Below are 16,204 nucleotides of genomic sequence, written 5' to 3' on the forward strand. Positions count from 1 at the left end.
GAAGCATCCTCGTCAGATAAAGCATTAGTCTCGATGCAAATCAAGGAGACGACGATGCCTGCAAGGGCCATTCTCAGCGCCGCGCCTGCTCGCCGGCCGTTCCCGTTCATTGTCTTGCGCCGCTTGCGGCTGCGGCTCCTGAAGCGGTGGCACGACCGTCATTTGCAGCGTCTCGACCTTGCCGAGATCGACGATCATCTGCTGCGTGACCTTGGCCTGACACCTGAAGACGTCCGCCGCGAATGCGCGAAATCGTTCTGGCAGGCATGATCGGCGAGGGATTTGCCTAGCATATCGATCTTCGGAACGTTTCGATCCGGCTCGAACTGTGACCGCAAGAAAACATCCACCGCCAAGGAGGCGAAAATGACCATAACCTGCTTCATCCGCTACGAGATCGATCCGTTCGGCAAGGCGGCGTTCGAGGAATATGCCCGCAATTGGGGGCAGGCGATCCCGCGCTGCGGCGCGGATCTGATCGGCTATTTCGCGCCACACGAAGGCTCGGCCACTACGGCTTATGCCGCCTACAACATCGACAGTCTTGCGGCCTACGAAGCCTACCGCGCCCGGCTCGCCGCCGATCCCGCCGGCAAGGCGAATTACGAGTTCGCCCGCCGGGAAAAATTCATCCTGAAGGAGGACCGCATCTTCCTCAAGCTGGCCTCCGGGCCGCATGCTCCTTTGGTGAAGCCATGATCGCCGTCATCTTCGAGGTCGAGCCGGCGGCGGGCATGCGCGATGCCTATCTCGGCATCGCCGCCGACCTGCGCCCACTGCTCGACGGCATCGACGGTTTCCTGTCGATCGAGCGCTTCCAGAGCCTTGCCGATCCGAACCGCATCCTGTCGCTGTCCTTCTGGCGCGACGAGGACGCGGTGAAGGCCTGGCGCAACACGCAGGAACATCGGCAGGCGCAGAAGGCCGGGCGCGGCGGTATCTTTGCGGACTATCGTTTACGCATCGCCCATGTCGTGCGTGATTACGGCCTGACCGAACGCGCCGAGGCGCCAGCAGATAGCCGGGTGGTAAATGGTTAAGGACTGTTAGGCATTCCCGATCAGCACCCCTGCCGCAAACACCAGCGCGCCACCCAGCACCACCTGGAAGGCAGCGCGCCAGAATGGCGTCTGCATGTAGCGGTTCTGCACGAAGGCGATCGCCCACAGCTCGAAGAAAACCACCACGGCGGCGACAATGGTCGCCGTCCAGAAAAGCGGGATGAGATAGGGCAGCGCATGGCCGAGCCCGCCCAGCGTCGTCATGACGCCGACGGTCAGCCCGCGTTTTGCCGGCGAGCCGCGGCCCGATAATTTGCCGTCGTCGGAAGCCACCTCGGTGAAACCCATCGAGATGCCAGCGCCGATCGAGGCGGCAAGCCCGACCAGAAAGGTCTGGAACGTATCATGCGTGGCAAAGGCGGCGGCAAAGATCGGCGCCAGCGTCGACACCGAGCCATCCATCAGCCCGGCCAGCCCCGGCTGCACATAGGTCAGGATGAACTGGCGCTGCTCGGCTGCCGCCTCTTCGTCCTTGACCGCGCCCGGCACATGCTTTTGCTCCAGCCGCTGCGCTAGTGTCTCGTGGCCCTGTTCTGCGATCGCCAGGTCGTCGAGCAGCTTTCGCGTCGACGCATCGCCTGTGCGTTTGGCCGCCTCGATGTAGAACAGGTAGGCCTGCCGCTCCATGGCCTCGGCTTGGCTGCGCACATGATCGATGCCGAGCGGCCTCACCAGCCAGTCCGGCTTGCGCTCGTAATAGCCCTTCACATGTTCGCGCCGGATCAGCGGTATGCGCTCGCCGAAACGCTTGCGGTAAAGCTCGATCAGCGAATCGCGATGGCCGTCCTCCTCCTCCGCCATCTCCTCGAACACCTTGGCCGATTGCGGAAAGCTCTCCGCCAGCCCGTCGGCATAGGCGCGATAGATGCGCCCGTCATCCTCTTCGGAGGAGATGGCGAGCGCCAGGATCTCCTGTTCCGAGAGCGATTCAAAGGGACGGCGGCCGATGCCGAAAACGCGGGAAAGCATGAGAAATTCACCCTAGTTTAGAATGGTTCTAAACTATGACCTCGCACGTCGCCGGTCAATCGTGTGCGCTCCGCTTATACTCAAAAGGTTCAGGCTTCAAAATCCCCGAACAGGTCGCCGTTTACTATCGGCAAACGTTCACTTATATAACCGAACCTCAACCAAGAGAAGGGAGCCCGCAGATGCCGGAAAAACAGCAGCCGTTTGATCCCAAACCGGTTCTCGACCTGATCGCTAATATTGAGACGGATCTGCAGCGCCTGAAAGGCCTGGTCGAGCAGCAGGTCGAAAAATTCGATCCCGCCAATCCGCACAACAAGGCTCCCGACGGCAAGTTGACCGAGGAGGGCGTCGAGTGCTGCTACCGGCTGTTCGACGAGGGCAAGTCGCGCTATTCGGTCGCCCAACAGATGAAGATCTCATTCGCCGCCGCCACCCACCGCTTCAACACCTGGCGCAAGATGGGCGGTCCCAAACGGCAAAAGACGCTGTTGGGGTGAGGAGCGGCAGGCTATGCCGATCAATCGGCAACGATTTGTCGATTGAAGCGACCGAATGCATGGCGGAGGGCCGAGGAGGCGGTGGGGACGGTCACGCCCCACTCCTGCCTCCAAAGACGAATTGTAACGGTCACATTTTTTCATTGGTGCGCCGCCTCCCATTCCGTGCACATAGGCGGTCTCATCTCTTGCAGGACCTAGCCATGACCACCCCTCCCGGCATCGCCGATATTCACAGCGCAGCAGTGCGGTTGTCCGGACTGATCGTCGAAACGCCGCTGATCGAATCGCCGGAGCTGAACAGGCGCTTCGGCGCCAGGATCCTGTTCAAGCCGGAGACGTTGCAGCGCACCGGCTCGTTCAAGTTCCGCGGCGCTTACAACAAGCTCTCCTCGCTCTCGGCGGAAGAACGCGCCCGCGGCGTCGTCGCCTTCTCGTCGGGCAATCACGCGCAAGGCGTTGCCGCCGCGGCGGCGATGTTCGGCGTCAAGGCCGTCATCGCCATGCCCACCGATGCGCCGGCGATGAAAGTCGGCAATGTCAGGAAGATGGGCGCGGAAGTGATCACCTTCGACCGGGTCCGCGACGATCGCACTGCCGTCGTCCGTTCTTACGTGGAAAAGGGCATGGTCCTGGTGCCGCCCTACGACGATCCGGCCATCATCGCCGGCCAGGGCACGATCGGCCTCGAATTGATGCGCCAGGCAAGAGCGCTTGGCGTCAGCCTCGATGCGGTAGTGGTTCCCTGCGGCGGTGGCGGGTTGAGCAGCGGCATTTCGATCGCGGTCAAGGACGCCTCGCCGGGCACCGCCGTCTGGGCGGTGGAACCCGAGCATTTCGACGACACACGCCGCTCGCTGATCAAAGGCGCCAGGGTGTTGAACGCGCCCGGCCATACTTCGATCTGCGATGCCCTTCTCGTCGCCGAGCCGGGCGCGATCACTTTCGAGATCAACCGCAAGAACCTCGCCGGCGCCATCGCCGTTTCCGACAAGGCGGTAGCACAGGCGATGCGCGATGCGATGGCTTGCCTGAAGCTGGTGGTCGAACCTGGCGGTTGCGTCGGCCTGGCCGCGCTGTCGTCAGGCGAGATCGACCTTGCCGGGAAATCCATTGCCGTGGTGCTCTCCGGCGGCAATGTCGATCTCAGCACCTATGCCGAGATCATTGCTGCCGGCTAAGATAGCAACCAATTCCAGGTGATGTGCCGGTTCGAGGCGCTCGAGCCTCCGTTGCGTTAGTCGAACCGGTACTCTTGAAAGACTGAGATCGATGAAACTGTTCTTCAGCCGCAATCCCAATCCTCGCCTCGCGGTCGCGGTGGCACGGTATCTTAAAGCCAAGGTCGAGTTCGAATTCGCCTCTCCCTTTGCTCCGGGGCAGGCCGAGCGCTTTCGGCCGCTCAATCCAAATCTCTCATTGCCCATTCTCGTAGGCCTGGGAAAAAGCCTCTGGGAGGCCGACGCCATAGCCTGCCGGCTTTCACGCGACATGCATTCGCATTTCTGGCGCACCGGCGACGACGAGCCCGAGATGATCCGATGGCTGAGTTGGGGGAAAGAGAACTTCGCAAGAGCCTGCGACGTCGTGCATTTCGAACGCGGAACCAAACAGCGCTATGGGATCGGCCCGATCGATCAGGCGCGGGTTGAGGAGGGCCTGAGCGACTTCAGCACCGCCGCCGCAATACTTGATGCCGAGCTTTCCGAGCGAGACTGGCTGGTCGGAAATTCGGTTTCCTATGCCGACTTTCGAATGGCGACGTTTCTGCCCTTCAACGACGTCGCCCGATTGCCTCTTGATGATTATCCTTCTGTCGGCCGCTGGTATCGGCAGCTTGAAGAAATCGACGCCTGGCGCGATCCCTTCGAAGGGCTCAGTGCACCCGAACTGACACCGGTCCCGGGCCAGGCCAAGACCGTGTGAATCTCGATCATTTGCGCAAGCTGATTGCGTTGACCCTAATCCAGCGTCCGGCGGAACCGCACCAGCGCAATGCCGGCGAACAGCGCCACGAACACCACCAGCCAACCGATTTCCGTTGCCACCGCCGGCAGCTCGGCGCCCTTCAGCATCACCGCGCGGATGATGCGCAGGAAATGCGTCAGCGGCAGCACCTCGCCGAAAATCTGCGCCCAGTCCGGCATGCCGCGATAGGGGAACATGAAGCCCGACAGCATGATCGACGGCAGGAAGAAGAAGAAGGTGAGCTGCAGTGCCTGCATCTGCGTGCGGGCGATCGTCGAGATCGTGTAGCCGAGCAGCACCAGCGCTAGCACGAAGATCAGGACGGCCGTCAACAGCAGCGACATCGATCCGGTGAAGGGGATGGCAAACAGAAGCTTCGACGCCGCCAGCACCACCAGCACCTGCACGGCGCCGACCGCCAGATAGGGCAGCACCTTGCCCAGCATAATCTCGAGCGGGCTGGACGGCATCGCCAGAAGGTTCTCCATCGTGCCGCGCTCGGTCTCGCGCGTCAGCGCGATCGAGGTCATCATCACCATCGTCATCTGCAGGATGACGCCGAGCAGGCCGGGCACGATGTTGTATTGCGAGACGGCTTCCGGATTGTAGCGCCGGTGCACCACCACCTGAAGCTGGCCCCGGGCAGCTTCGGCCGCCGTCTCCTGCATGCCGCGTGCCCTGAGCAGCGCCTGGTTGGCAACGGTGCCGAGCGTCGAGATGGCGCCGCTGGCGACGGCCGGGTCGGTCGCATCCGCCTCGATCAGGATCTGCGGACTATCGCCGCGCTCGACCCGTCGGGCAAAATCGGCGGGAATGGTGACGACGAAGGCGACGTCGCCGCGCGCCATCAGGAATTCGGCTTCGGCGGCACTTTGCGCGACATGATCGAAGCGGTAATAGCCGGTGGTCTGCAGCGCCGAAACCATGGCTCGCGTGTAAGGATCGCTGCTCATCACCACCAGCGCTGCCGGCAGGCTCTTCGGGTCGTTGTTGATGGCATAGCCGAACAGCACCAGCTGCATCAGCGGCACGCCGAGCATCATGGCGAAGGTGATGCGGTCGCGCCGCATCTGGATGAACTCCTTGATCAGCAGCGCGCCCAGCCTGGCGAAGGAAAAGATGCTGTTTATCCCGTTTTTCATCCCATGTTGTCCTTCGAACCGGACATGAACTGGATGAACACATCCTCCAGGCTGGTCTCGCCGGGCGAGACCCTGACGCCCTTGTGTTCCTTCTCGACGTCGGCGAGCGCTGCCTGAAGTGCCGTCCTGTCGGAGCCGACGACATGCAGCGTCGCGCCGAACGGCGCCACCTGGTCGACGCCGCGGCGGCCATGAAGTGCGGCAGCGACCTGATCGAGCTGCGGCCCTTGCAGGACGAAGGTGGTCAGCCCGGCGTTCCTCACCACGTCCTCGACCGTGCCGGTAGCCAGCATCTTGCCATAGGAGATGTAGCTGATGCGATGGCAGCGCTCGGCCTCATCCATGTAATGGGTGGAGACCAGCACGGTCAGCCCGCCGCTCGCCAGCCGGTGGATCTCGTCCCAGAATTCGCGTCTGGCCTTCGGGTCGACGCCAGCCGTCGGTTCGTCGAGTAGCAGCAGTTTCGGCTTGTGCATGATGCAGGCGGCCAGCGCCAGCCGCTGCTTCCAGCCGCCGGACAAGGTGCCGGCCAGCTGGTTTCTGCGCGACGTCAGGCCAAGCTCCTCAAGCGTCTTAGCCACATGCTCATCGAGCGGCTTCAACCGGTACAGCCGTGCCACGAATTCGAGATTCTCGCCGATCGTCAGGTCTTCGTAGAACGAGAATCTCTGCGTCATGTAGCCGACTTCGCGTTTGATCCGCAGGCTGTCGGTGCGGATGTCGAAGCCCAGAACCGTGCCTTCACCCTCATCCGGCGTCAGCAAGCCGCACATGATGCGGATGGTCGTCGTCTTGCCTGAGCCGTTCGGCCCGAGGAAGCCGACGATCTCGCCCTCGGCCACCGTCATCGTCACATGGTCGACGACGGTCTTGTCGCCGAAGCGTTTGACCAGGCCATGCACGTCGATGACGTTCATTTTCCGATGTCCGCCAGATCGACGTCGACGATCTGGCCGGGCTGCAATGCGCTGGCGTCGCCCTCCGGCCGCGCTTCGACCAGATAGACCAGCTTTTGCCGGGTCTCGAGCGAGTAGATCACCGGCGGCGTGAATTCCGGATCCGGCGACACGTAGCTGACGCGAGCCTTCACGCCCGATCCGCAACCGTCGCAATGGACGTTGAGCAGCGTGCCGATCTCGACCGACGAGAACGCGCTTTCCGGCACATAGACGCTGAGCTTCACCGCGCCGTCCGGCAGTATGGAGATGACCGGCGCGGTCGGCCCGGCCGTGTCGCCCGGATAGCGGATGACATCGTTGACCCGGCCGGGCGAGGGCGCCGTCAGCACGCGCTTCGACAGCCGCCATTGCGCTTGCTCCAGCGCCGATCGCGCCTGCCTCACCTGATTGTCGGCGGCCTTGATCGTCTCGGGCCGTGCCGGCAGGCCGCCGACGGCGAGATTGGCCTCCGCCTGGCCGACCTGCGCGTTGGCCGTCTCCAGCGTCGCGGAAGCCGTGTCGTAGTCGGCCTGTGTGCCGGTGCCGCGTTTGAACAGATCACTGGCGCGGATGTATCGGCGCTTGGCGTCGGCGGCTTGCGCCTTGGCCATGTCGACCTGCGCCTTGAGCACCGCGATCTCTTCCGGCCGCTTACCGACCTGCAGGTCGGCGAGTTGCGCCTGGGCCTGCGCGAGGGCCGCCTCGGCTTGTGCGATGGCGATCTTGGCGTCGGCGTTTTCCAGCGTCACCACCGGCGTGCCGGGCGCGACGCGGTCGCCGCGCTTGACCGCAATCGTCTCGACCTGCGCCACCTCGATCGGTGCCAGCAGCACATAATCGCCCTCGACGTAGCCGACGGCGAGCGGTGCTGCCGGCGCGCAGGCGCTGAAAAGCTGGGCGGCAAGCGGCAAAGAACAGAGCAGGCTCATGATCCACGATCCTTCCGTACAGCCAAATCGCGCCGAGCTAAAATCGCACTGAGATTGTCGGTTACTGTTGCCGCGATCCTGCCGGCCTCGTCATCGCCGATCTCGCGCCAGCCCATCCGGCGCATAACCGCCTCGCGGCCGATGCGGAAATAGACGACCTGGCCGATCAGCGTGAATACGGTGAGTTTTGTGCGCTCGCTCTCGGCCGGCTCGCCCGTCGCCTGTTCCCAGATCAGGCAGAGCCGGTGATGCGCCGGTTCGAACACGCCATCATAGATACGGTCGAGCGCGGCGGTTGGATGCGACAGCTCACGCAGGACGAACTGCACAATCTCGCCGGCTTCCGGCCTTGCCGCGATGAAGGCCACCATCCGCTCCAGTGCAACGGCTAAATGTGCCCGCGCGGCCTCGGTGTCCGCCAATGCCGCGGCCGGCGCTTGCAGATTGCCGATCGCCTGGCCGGCAACGGTCTGGATGGTGTCGACGATGTAGTCGGCCGCAGCGTTGCGGAGCCCTTCCTTGCCGCCGAAATGATAGGCGATCGAGCCGATATTGGCCTTGGCCTCAGCCGCGATCTGGCGCGTCGATGTGCCGTCGAAACCCTGCCGTCCGAACAGCTTTAGCGCCGCGTGCACGAGTGCCGTCCGCGTCATATCTGCGGCGGTCTTGGGCGCCTCATGAGGAAGGCCGCTGGCGCTGGACGATTTGATCATGGCCGATAATTTAATCAATCGAATGATTAAAGTCAAGTGCGGTCAAGCGACTTGCCAACTCTGGCTGTGGGCGCTTTAGTGCCTGGCTATGGGCAAGGAAATCGAGCGTAAATTCCTGGTCGCAGGTGAAGAATGGCGGGCGATGGTCGAGGCGGACATTCATATCCGTCAATTCTATCTTGTCGCCGAACCCAGCCGCACGGTGCGTATGCGCATCAGCGATGACGCCGCCGCCAAGCTGACGCTCAAGTTCGGCAGCCAGGCACGCGAGCGCGATGAATTCGAATATCCGGTGCCTTTGGCGGAGGCGCAGGAGATGCAGGCCTTTGCCATCGGACATGTCATCGAGAAGACACGCCACCATGTTAGACACCGCGGCTATCGCTACGAAGTCGATGTCTTCGGCGGGACGCTTGCGGGGTTGGTGATCGCCGAGCTCGAGACGCCGGAGGATGTACCGGACGAAATGCTGCCAGATTGGCTCGGCCGAGAGGTCACCGGCGAGCCGAGATTTTACAACGCGTCGCTCGCCCTTGGGGGGATTCCGGAGATCGTCGCATGAGCTTTCGTATCGATCCGCGCATGTCGCTGACCGGCGAGGTCAGGCGCATCCTTACCGAGGAGATCGGCAAGGCGCTTGTCCTTCTGGACGCCGCGCGTGACAGGCCCGAACAGGGGCTGCACAAATGCCGCAAACGGCTGAAGAACGTCCGCGCCTTGCTGCGCCTTGTCCGTTCCGGAGACGAAACATTCTGCGTGACCGAGAACCAGTGCTACCGCCAGGTAGCGGCCCTGCTTGCCGGCCCGCGTGAGGCGACTGCACTGGTCGAAACAATCGACCGGCTAGCGGCAAGCTTTCCCGAGCAAAGTGCCGGCGGCCTTGATGCCCTGCGTGACAGGCTCGTCGCGCGCCAGCATGAACTGCATGGCGGAGCAGGCCTCGAGGCTGCGATAGGCGCGGCGATCGCCGCTTGCGAGGAAGGTGTCGTCCGGATCGACAAGCTCGCTCTGCCCGACCAGCCGGAGCAGGCTGCCGACGTGCTTGCCGAAGGCGCGCGCACTACTCTGCGCCGCGCCAGGAAAGCGCTGGACAAGGCGGCTTCGCGCGGCGAAGCCGATGACTTTCACGATCTGCGCAAGGCGGCCAAGACGCATGGCATGCATCTGTCGCTGCTCGGCAGGCTGTGGCCAACGCCGATCAAGACGCGGCGCAAGGCCGTCGACGAATTGGGCGAGCGGCTTGGCGAACTGCACGATGTGTTCGTTATGCGCGCGCTTCTCGATGCCGAGGACCAGCCGCTCGGCCCCCCTGAGGAGACGCGGTTGCTTGCCAAGCTGCTGAAGCGCTCGGAAAAGAGCCTGAAAAAGACCTGCCTCGCCGAGGCGGCCGGGCTTTTCGGCGACAGTCCGAAGCGCTCGACGAGGAAGCTTGCCCGCAAGGTGCGCGACGATCTCACAGCGGCACCGCAGCACGAAGACGCCGGCGCGCCTAGCGTGGGCTGATCATGGTCTAATTTGCCGCCCTGTGGTAATCGCCGTCTGGCATGACCGAGCCCGGCGACACGCTTCTGGACCGACTTGGCCGCTGGCTTGCCGGCCGGCTGCAGGAGGAATCGTCCGGCTACGAGCCCTACACGCCGTCGGACGCCGAAACGCTGCGCCGCACGCTCGAACCCGGCGACATCCTGCTCATCGAGGGCAACCAGAAGATATCGGCGGCAATCAAATACCTCACCCAGTCGACCTGGTCGCATGCCTCCTTCTATGTCGGCGATGCATTGCCGGAGCCGGAAGACGGATCGGAGCGGCGGCGCCTGATCGAGGTCACGCTCGGCGATGGCTGCATCGCCGTGCCGCTGTCGCGCTACCGCAGCTACAATACCCGCATCTGCCGTGCGAGCGGCCTGGCTCCGGACGATCGCGAAGCGGTCGTCGCCTTCATGATCGGCAGGCTCGGTCTCAGATACGATCTCAAGAACATATTCGACATGCTGCGCTACTTCTTGCCGACGCCGCCGGTGCCGGTGCGTTGGCGCCGCCGCATGCTGGCTTTCGGTTCCGGCGACCCGACGCGCGCCATCTGCTCGTCGCTGATCGCGGAGGCTTACGGCCAGATCCGCTACCCGATCCTGCCCGAGATTACCCGGGCGCCCGGCCGTGCTTCGGCCCAGTCGAGCTATTCGCGCAAGGAAATCCTGCACATCCGCCACCACTCGCTCTACACGCCGCGCGACTTCGACCTGTCGCCCTATTTCCGCATCGTCAAGCCGACGCTGGAATACGGCTTCGACTACCGGCAGATGGTCTGGGATGACAAGGTGGCGGCGAACAAGACCGCCGAATAGCCGCTCGATCTTGTGATTGGGCAAGGGACGCTCCGAGAAAACCGGTTTGCGGCCGATACTCAGGGGTGAGAAGCTCAGTCAGACTGGCTGCCGCCAACAGCCCAGACTCGGTCGTTCTACATTCTGACCTAGGCCGGCAGACGCGTCCGTTTGCAGCGGCCGTAACTCGATCGTCCGTCCGCGCGCCTGCGTCGCGCGGATGCGGGCCGATTGGCATGATCACCGGGAACGGCGTTGCGCCGAACGCAAACGTCCATTTGTAGCCGACCAGCCCGTCTTCGGGCGTCGTGTGCTGGTCGTGATGAGCAAGCAATTTGGCGCGCTCCGCCAATTCCTCCGCCTCGCGCCTGACCATCTCCGCCGTTTCCGGCCGCATCCGCCTGGAGAAGCTGACGAACGTCGACTCGCGCTCAAGATGGGTGATGGCCCAGCCGATAAAATTCTTGTTGGTCATCTCGAACAGCGGCCGCAATGGCCCGTCGAAATTCCACTGGATCGGCGCCTCGACCAGCAGCCTTGCCGACAGGCCGCGACCGAGCGCGACCAGGCCGAGTTCCTCGAGGTCGCGCAGATAGAGGAACATCGAAGCCTCGCTCAGTCCTTGTGAGCGCATGATACCTTCGGGCGTGAATTTCTCGGAAAGCATGACGAAGACGAACAGCAGTGCCGGCCGCCCGGCGAGCTTGCGCTCGATCTCCGGCGCGATCTGGTTGGCAGGTCCCGGTCCTCTGTTCATTGAGCCGAGCACGTTCTCCAACTCCACGCCGGCGGCAGTGCAGATCTCCATCAGCCGGTCGAGCTTGCAGTTGCGCTCATGAAAGATGCGTTTCACCGTCGGCTCGGAAACGCCCATCCGCTCGGCAAGGACGCGATAGGTCACGCCCTTGGCGTTAAGCGTCCGCTTGAGCGCTTCGAAGATCAGGCCGTTCATGGGATGCACCTCTTTTGCGCGATTTGGTATCAGCCTTCGGTACTAGTCCTGATACATCTTCCCGAAAAGTATCGAAAGGCCTAGCTCTCCGCCAGTCCATTACAGGAGACTAGCCATGAAGAGCCTCTTCACACCGATACTTCTCGCCATCGTCGGCATCGCGGCTGCGCCGGCAGTTCAGGCCGCTGAACTCTGGCGCGCCGGCAGCCTCGAGCAACCGGAATCGGCCCTGTTCGACGCCGCCGGCCAGCGCGTTATCGTCTCGAACATCGTCGGTAATCCCGGCGAAGCCGACGGCAATGGATATCTGTCGGTCCTGTCGATGGACGGCAAGATGGTTACGAAACATTGGACCGACGGCATGGACGCGCCCAAGGGCATGGCGATTGCCGACGGCAAACTCTACGTCGCCGATATCACCCATGTGCGCGTCGTCGATCTCGCAAGCGGCAAGCTAACATCGACGATCGACGTGCCGAACGCCGTCTTCCTCAACGACATGACTGCCGACGCGTCCGGCAAGGTCTACGTCACCGACATGCTTGCCGATACGATCTATCGCGTCGATGGCGACCGGCCGGAACTGTTCGTCAGGGATGCGGCGCTTGCTTCGCCGAATGGCATCTTCGCCGATGGCGGCCGGCTGATCGTCGCTTCGTGGGGCAAGGGCATCAAATCAGATTTCAGCACCGCGGAGCCGGGCGGCCTGCTCTCGGTTGATCTCGCCACCAAGGCAATTGCGCCACTGCCCGGCGCGGAAAAATTCGCCAACCTCGATGGCGTCGTTGTCATCGGCGGCAGCATCTACGCCACTGCCTATATGACCGGCACGCTCTACCGCTACAAAGCAGGCGGCACGCCGCAGGTGGTTGCGACGTTCAAGCCGGGCAGCGCGGACATCGGCACCGACGGCAGGTCGACCCTCTTCGTGCCGCTGATGAATGAGGGCGAAGTCGCAGCGTTGGGCCTCGACTAAGCGAGCCATCGGCTCAGGCGGCGGGTGCGGCTTTCCTAAGCTGCGCCCGCGCATCCGTGATCGAGGCGGCATAAGTCACCAGCGGCCGCTTGACGCCGTGGTCGATCAGCTTGCGGCGTGTCTGCGGTGAAGCGCCTGATTATTATGATGGTTCAAGAATCACCTTGCATACGTGAAACATGCAGCACTCTGATGCGCTGTCATGCTACAAACCTCGGCATCGTTTGGCGGGACATCCACTGCGATCCCGATTTCACAGGCACGACTTCAAAAGGATGAGCGGGTGAAGATATTCAAAGCGTTGGCGACCTCGACAGCCTTGCTGTCGATGGTTTGCCTGTTGGCAGGCTGCGGCCATGGCCTGATCAACAGGCTGATTTGACCGCAAATGCACTGACATGAGTCAGGTGCCGTCGGCCCGCCCAAGCCATCGCTGCAGGAACCGTGCCGCAAGCCAGCATAGCATCGCCCAGGCAAAGCCGGCGCACCAGCCGGCCAATACGTCGGACGGCCAGTGGACGCCGAGATAGATGCGGCTGATGCCGACCACCACCGTCGTCAGCACCGCCAGCCCGAGCACATAGATCTTCGTTGTCCGCCCGGGCAAAAACCGCGCCGCCATGCTGCCCAGCGTCAAATATGTCACCGCCGACAGCATGGCGTGGCCGCTCGGGAACGAAAGCGATGCCACATCGGCGAGATGCGAGACCAGGTCAGGGCGCGGCCGGTCGATATCGAATTTCAGCACGCTCGACAGGAGCTGGCCGCCCGCTACCGCGACGAACATGAGAAGCGCCGCGCCTGGCCTGCGGATAAGGAGCAGATAGACGATCATTGCTGCCGTGATCAGCACCAGCACGCTGGCGCTGCCGAGGCTGGTGATGTCGCGCATCGCTCCTTCCAGCCACGCCGGTCCGATCGGATTGTCGGGCTGGCCGGCCTTGCGGAAGGCAAGCAGGATTTCGGTATCGAAGGCATGCGGCGTGGTGGCCCGCGCCATCTCCATCAGCTCCTCGAACCCCCACAGCCCGCCGGCAATGACCAGCCCGGCCAGCAGAACCGGGAACTCCAGCCAGTTGCGCAGTCTTCTTGCAACCTTCTTCATCGGCCCGATCGCAGTTACAGCCTCTGCAGATAGGGCCCGAGCGTGATCAGCGCCACCGCTGCGATGGCAAGCACGATGCCGGTTGCCTGTAAGGCATTGACGCGCTCGCCGAAGAAGACCAGCGCCACCACATTCACCGACACCAACTGGATCACCGCCGACAGGCTGAACGACACCGACATGCCGAATTCACGGATCAGCCTCAGCATGATCAGATTGCCGAGCGAATAGAGCGCCAACGTCAGCACGATCTTGCCGAGGCTCGGCGCCAGCCCCCACTGTTTTGCAGCCATCGCCGCCAGCAGGAAGATCACCGTCGAAACGCAGAGCTGCCCAAGTCCCCAGAAACTCACTATTTGTTCCTCCCGGTGTGGTTCCTACGCGCCTGCCGCAGCTCTTGTTTCCGAAGCGCCGGTCGCGGTCAAGCGGGGCTGATGTCGATACGAAATCGCAGGTGGCAATTAGCCGGCATGTCATCAAACTGTGACCTGCCGGCGATACCGGACTGGCCAGGCAACACGCTCCAGCAATCCATCCAGCCAGAGGCAGGCCCCCCATGACTGAACAGCGCTCGACCGAACATCGCACCCCTGACGCCCATTTCCGCACCAGCCTGCTCGAGGAAAACGATGGGCCAGGAGCCAATCCCAGCGACAACCGCACCATGGGTGAGATCATCGCCGCGCGGTTCTCGCGCCGCGGCTTCCTCAAGGGCTCGCTTGCCGTCTCGGCCATAGCCGCTACCGTCAGCCCGCTGGCGCTGATCACCGCCGACAACGCCCGAGCCGCCGAAGCCTCCGCCTTCGCTTTCGACGAGCTCGAGGCCGGCATAGACGACAAGCATCACGTCGCACCCGGCTATGACGCCGATGTACTGCTGCGCTGGGGCGATCCGCTGTTCGCCGATTCGCCGGAATTCGATCCGACAAAACAGTCGGCGGAAGCCCAGGCCAGGCAATTCGGCTACAACAACGACTATGTCGGCTATATCCCGATCGACGGCTCGGCCGAGCACGGCCTGCTGGTGGTCAACCACGAATACACCAATCCGCACCTGATGTTTCCGGGCCTCGTCACCATCGTCGACGGCAAGGCCAAGCAGGCGCCCCTCAGCAAGGAACAAGTCGACGTCGAGATGACGGCGCATGGCGGCACTATCGTCGAGATCCGCAAGGTATCAGGCAAATGGCAGGTCGTTCGCGACGGCAAGCTCAACCGCCGCATCAGCTCCAATACCGAGATTGCGCTCTCCGGCCCCGTCGCCGGCCACGACCGCGTCAAGACCAGCGCCGATCCGACTGGCAAGAAGGTCATCGGCACCGTCAACAATTGTGCTGGCGGTGTCACGCCATGGGGCACCTATGTCATGGCCGAGGAGAACATCCACGGCTATTTCTCGGGCGAGCTGCCGCAGGGCCATAAGGAAGCCGCCAATTACAAGCGCCTCGGCATTCCCGAAGGTGCCTATGAATGGGCAGCGCATTACGACCGTTTCGACATCGGCAAGGAGCCGAACGAGCCGAACCGCTTCGGCTGGATCGTTGAGGTCGACGTCCAGGATCCGACTTCGGTGCCGAGGAAGCGCACCGCGATGGGCCGCTTCAAGCATGAGGGCGCCGAATCGATCGTCGCCAAGGACGGCCGTGTCGTCTTCTACCTCGGCGACGACGAGCGCTTCGACTATGTCTATAAGTTCGTCACCACAGGCAAGTTCAACCCGGACGACCGCGCCGCCAACATGGATTTGCTCGACAACGGCACCTTGCATGTCGCCAAGTTTGCCGACGACGGTTCGGTCGAATGGCTGCCGATCGTCTTCGGCCAAGCGCCGCTGACGGCGGAGAACGGCTTTGCCAGCCAGGCCGACGTGCTGATCGAGACGCGCCGCGCCGCCGACCTGCTCGGCGCCACCAAGATGGACCGCCCGGAAGACATCCAGCCCAATGCCGCCAACGGCAAGGTCTATGTCATGCTGACCAACAATTCGAAGCGCAAGGCCGATCAGGTCGACGCCGCCAACCCGCGTGCCGAAAATGCCTTTGGCCACATCATCGAGATCGTCGAGGACGGCGGTGATTTCACCGCGACAAAGGGCAGGTGGGAAATCCTGCTGAAATGCGGTGACCCCTCGGTTGCCGCTGTAGGCGCCACCTTCTCGACCGCAACCACCGCCAATGGCTGGTTCGGCATGCCGGACAATTGCGCGGTCGATTCGGCCGGCCGCCTCTGGGTCGCCACCGACGGCCAGGGCCCGAAAGCCACCGGCCGCACCGACGGTCTGTGGGCTGTCGATACGGAAGGGCCGGCGCGGGCGACATCAAAGCTGTTCTTCCGCGTACCGATCGGCGCCGAAATGTGCGGTCCCCTGTTTGCGCCGGACGACCAGACCGCCTTCGTTGCCGTCCAGCATCCGGGCGACGGCGGCGAAGACTGGGAGGCTTTCGGCCGTCCGTCCTATTATGAGGATTTGTCGACCCGCTGGCCCGACTTCAAGCCGGACATGCCGGTGCGCCCGTCGGTCGTTGCCATCACCAGGCAAGGTGGCGGCAAGATCGCGGTCTGACACGCAGCAAGGTCTTGCAGTCTCAAGGAAGGATTTCGGTCATAAGAGATCCTTCCTTTCCGAT

19 protein-coding genes are annotated in these 16,204 nt (G+C 63.0%); 11 read left to right on the forward strand and 8 right to left on the reverse strand.

Annotated features, from left to right (window positions below; genetic code table 11):
* The first annotated feature begins 54 nt into the window (after positions 1-54).
* From NKI19_RS13685 to NKI19_RS13695, 3 genes are all read left to right on the forward strand, one after another.
* A complete protein-coding gene (locus NKI19_RS13685) occupies positions 55-270 on the forward strand; it encodes a DUF1127 domain-containing protein (protein WP_352491185.1) in 216 nt (71 codons plus the stop codon).
* Between the two features lie 96 nt (positions 271-366).
* Entirely contained in the window at positions 367-699 is a 333-nt protein-coding gene (locus NKI19_RS13690; RefSeq protein ID WP_023679000.1) for an NIPSNAP family protein, read from the forward strand.
* Entirely contained in the window at positions 696-1,040 is a 345-nt protein-coding gene (locus NKI19_RS13695) for an antibiotic biosynthesis monooxygenase family protein (RefSeq protein WP_352491184.1), read from the forward strand. The genes NKI19_RS13690 and NKI19_RS13695 overlap by 4 nt, the downstream gene beginning before the upstream one ends.
* A 6-nt stretch (positions 1,041-1,046) precedes the next feature.
* On the opposite strand, the gene mbfA is transcribed toward NKI19_RS13695, so the two are convergent.
* Complete coding sequence (gene mbfA / locus NKI19_RS13700; protein WP_352491183.1) at positions 1,047-2,030, reverse strand: iron exporter MbfA; 984 nt, start codon at positions 2,028-2,030, stop codon at positions 1,047-1,049.
* 182 nt (positions 2,031-2,212) lie between these two features.
* On the opposite strand from mbfA, the gene NKI19_RS13705 reads away from it, so the two are divergent.
* The 3 genes from NKI19_RS13705 (at position 2,213) to NKI19_RS13715 (ending at position 4,456) form a co-directional block, all read left to right on the forward strand.
* A complete protein-coding gene (locus NKI19_RS13705) occupies positions 2,213-2,530 on the forward strand; it encodes a hypothetical protein (protein ID WP_352491267.1) in 318 nt (105 codons plus the stop codon).
* Positions 2,531-2,733: 203 nt separating this feature from the next.
* Complete coding sequence (locus tag NKI19_RS13710) at positions 2,734-3,711, forward strand: threonine/serine dehydratase family protein (RefSeq protein WP_352565507.1); 978 nt, start codon at positions 2,734-2,736, stop codon at positions 3,709-3,711.
* A gap of 91 nt (positions 3,712-3,802) precedes the next feature.
* Positions 3,803-4,456, forward strand: coding sequence for a glutathione S-transferase family protein (locus tag NKI19_RS13715; protein WP_352491181.1), 654 nt, complete (start codon positions 3,803-3,805; stop codon positions 4,454-4,456).
* Between the two features lie 35 nt (positions 4,457-4,491).
* Here NKI19_RS13715 and NKI19_RS13720 read toward each other — a convergent pair whose 3' ends face one another.
* The 4 genes from NKI19_RS13720 to NKI19_RS13735 are packed head-to-tail and all read right to left on the reverse strand — an operon-like array spanning position 4,492 to position 8,220.
* Positions 4,492-5,628: an ABC transporter permease gene (locus tag NKI19_RS13720; protein ID WP_352491266.1), complete on the reverse strand. Its 1,137-nt coding sequence runs from the start codon at positions 5,626-5,628 to the stop codon at positions 4,492-4,494.
* An 8-nt stretch (positions 5,629-5,636) separates the two neighbouring features.
* On the reverse strand, positions 5,637-6,557 hold the full coding sequence (locus tag NKI19_RS13725) for an ABC transporter ATP-binding protein (protein WP_352491180.1): 921 nt from the start codon (positions 6,555-6,557) through the stop codon (positions 5,637-5,639).
* On the reverse strand, positions 6,554-7,507 hold the full coding sequence (locus tag NKI19_RS13730) for an HlyD family secretion protein (RefSeq protein ID WP_352491179.1): 954 nt from the start codon (positions 7,505-7,507) through the stop codon (positions 6,554-6,556). The genes NKI19_RS13725 and NKI19_RS13730 overlap by 4 nt, the downstream gene beginning before the upstream one ends.
* Positions 7,504-8,220 (reverse strand): CerR family C-terminal domain-containing protein, encoded by a 717-nt coding sequence (locus NKI19_RS13735; RefSeq protein ID WP_352491178.1) that lies wholly within the window; start codon positions 8,218-8,220, stop codon positions 7,504-7,506. The genes NKI19_RS13730 and NKI19_RS13735 overlap by 4 nt, the downstream gene beginning before the upstream one ends.
* 88 nt (positions 8,221-8,308) lie before the next feature.
* On the opposite strand from NKI19_RS13735, the gene NKI19_RS13740 reads away from it, so the two are divergent.
* The 3 genes from NKI19_RS13740 to NKI19_RS13750 are packed head-to-tail and all read left to right on the forward strand — an operon-like array spanning position 8,309 to position 10,565.
* Entirely contained in the window at positions 8,309-8,782 is a 474-nt protein-coding gene (locus NKI19_RS13740) for a CYTH domain-containing protein (protein ID WP_352491177.1), read from the forward strand.
* The gene (locus tag NKI19_RS13745) at positions 8,779-9,723 is read left to right on the forward strand and encodes a CHAD domain-containing protein (RefSeq protein WP_352491176.1); all 945 of its coding nucleotides are present in this window, start codon (positions 8,779-8,781) and stop codon (positions 9,721-9,723) included. The genes NKI19_RS13740 and NKI19_RS13745 overlap by 4 nt, the downstream gene beginning before the upstream one ends.
* 41 nt (positions 9,724-9,764) lie before the next feature.
* Positions 9,765-10,565 (forward strand): C40 family peptidase, encoded by an 801-nt coding sequence (locus NKI19_RS13750; protein ID WP_352491175.1) that lies wholly within the window; start codon positions 9,765-9,767, stop codon positions 10,563-10,565.
* Here NKI19_RS13750 and NKI19_RS13755 read toward each other — a convergent pair.
* Complete coding sequence (locus NKI19_RS13755) at positions 10,483-11,496, reverse strand: helix-turn-helix domain-containing protein (RefSeq protein ID WP_352491174.1); 1,014 nt, start codon at positions 11,494-11,496, stop codon at positions 10,483-10,485. The genes NKI19_RS13750 and NKI19_RS13755 overlap by 83 nt on opposite strands.
* Positions 11,497-11,611: 115 nt before the next feature.
* On the opposite strand from NKI19_RS13755, the gene NKI19_RS13760 reads away from it, so the two are divergent.
* Positions 11,612-12,472 carry an SMP-30/gluconolactonase/LRE family protein gene (locus NKI19_RS13760; RefSeq protein WP_352491173.1) on the forward strand — a complete coding sequence of 287 codons (861 nt, stop codon included), beginning with the start codon at positions 11,612-11,614 and terminating at the stop codon, positions 12,470-12,472.
* 403 nt (positions 12,473-12,875) lie between these two features.
* Here the strand turns inward: NKI19_RS13760 and NKI19_RS13765 are convergent, their stop codons facing one another.
* Both NKI19_RS13765 and NKI19_RS13770 read right to left on the reverse strand, forming a co-directional pair.
* A complete protein-coding gene (locus NKI19_RS13765; RefSeq protein ID WP_352491172.1) occupies positions 12,876-13,577 on the reverse strand; it encodes a phosphatase PAP2 family protein in 702 nt (233 codons plus the stop codon).
* 14 nt (positions 13,578-13,591) lie between these two features.
* Complete coding sequence (locus NKI19_RS13770; protein ID WP_023679017.1) at positions 13,592-13,930, reverse strand: hypothetical protein; 339 nt, start codon at positions 13,928-13,930, stop codon at positions 13,592-13,594.
* A 203-nt stretch (positions 13,931-14,133) separates the two neighbouring features.
* On the opposite strand from NKI19_RS13770, the gene NKI19_RS13775 reads away from it, so the two are divergent.
* Positions 14,134-16,140, forward strand: a complete 2,007-nt coding sequence (locus NKI19_RS13775; protein ID WP_352491170.1) for a PhoX family protein — start codon at positions 14,134-14,136, stop codon at positions 16,138-16,140.
* Positions 16,141-16,204: the final 64 nt, after the last annotated feature.

Origin of the sequence: Mesorhizobium sp. M0751 (assembly GCF_040320265.1) — a bacterium.
GTDB lineage: Bacteria > Pseudomonadota > Alphaproteobacteria > Rhizobiales > Rhizobiaceae > Mesorhizobium.

Coding starts and splice junctions, on each gene's coding strand:
- NKI19_RS13710 (WP_352565507.1), top strand. CDS start 2,734: ATGACCACCCCTCCCGGCATCGCCGATATTCACAGCGCAGCAGTGCGG.
- NKI19_RS13760 (WP_352491173.1), top strand. CDS start 11,612: ATGAAGAGCCTCTTCACACCGATACTTCTCGCCATCGTCGGCATCGCG.
- NKI19_RS13750 (WP_352491175.1), top strand. CDS start 9,765: ATGACCGAGCCCGGCGACACGCTTCTGGACCGACTTGGCCGCTGGCTT.
- NKI19_RS13705 (WP_352491267.1), top strand. CDS start 2,213: ATGCCGGAAAAACAGCAGCCGTTTGATCCCAAACCGGTTCTCGACCTG.
- NKI19_RS13775 (WP_352491170.1), top strand. CDS start 14,134: ATGACTGAACAGCGCTCGACCGAACATCGCACCCCTGACGCCCATTTC.
- NKI19_RS13730 (WP_352491179.1), bottom strand. CDS start 7,507: ATGAGCCTGCTCTGTTCTTTGCCGCTTGCCGCCCAGCTTTTCAGCGCC.
- NKI19_RS13745 (WP_352491176.1), top strand. CDS start 8,779: ATGAGCTTTCGTATCGATCCGCGCATGTCGCTGACCGGCGAGGTCAGG.
- NKI19_RS13695 (WP_352491184.1), top strand. CDS start 696: ATGATCGCCGTCATCTTCGAGGTCGAGCCGGCGGCGGGCATGCGCGAT.
- NKI19_RS13725 (WP_352491180.1), bottom strand. CDS start 6,557: ATGAACGTCATCGACGTGCATGGCCTGGTCAAACGCTTCGGCGACAAG.
- NKI19_RS13765 (WP_352491172.1), bottom strand. CDS start 13,577: ATGAAGAAGGTTGCAAGAAGACTGCGCAACTGGCTGGAGTTCCCGGTT.
- NKI19_RS13690 (WP_023679000.1), top strand. CDS start 367: ATGACCATAACCTGCTTCATCCGCTACGAGATCGATCCGTTCGGCAAG.
- NKI19_RS13740 (WP_352491177.1), top strand. CDS start 8,309: ATGGGCAAGGAAATCGAGCGTAAATTCCTGGTCGCAGGTGAAGAATGG.
- NKI19_RS13685 (WP_352491185.1), top strand. CDS start 55: ATGCCTGCAAGGGCCATTCTCAGCGCCGCGCCTGCTCGCCGGCCGTTC.
- NKI19_RS13755 (WP_352491174.1), bottom strand. CDS start 11,496: ATGAACGGCCTGATCTTCGAAGCGCTCAAGCGGACGCTTAACGCCAAG.
- mbfA (WP_352491183.1), bottom strand. CDS start 2,030: ATGCTTTCCCGCGTTTTCGGCATCGGCCGCCGTCCCTTTGAATCGCTC.
- NKI19_RS13715 (WP_352491181.1), top strand. CDS start 3,803: ATGAAACTGTTCTTCAGCCGCAATCCCAATCCTCGCCTCGCGGTCGCG.
- NKI19_RS13735 (WP_352491178.1), bottom strand. CDS start 8,220: ATGATCAAATCGTCCAGCGCCAGCGGCCTTCCTCATGAGGCGCCCAAG.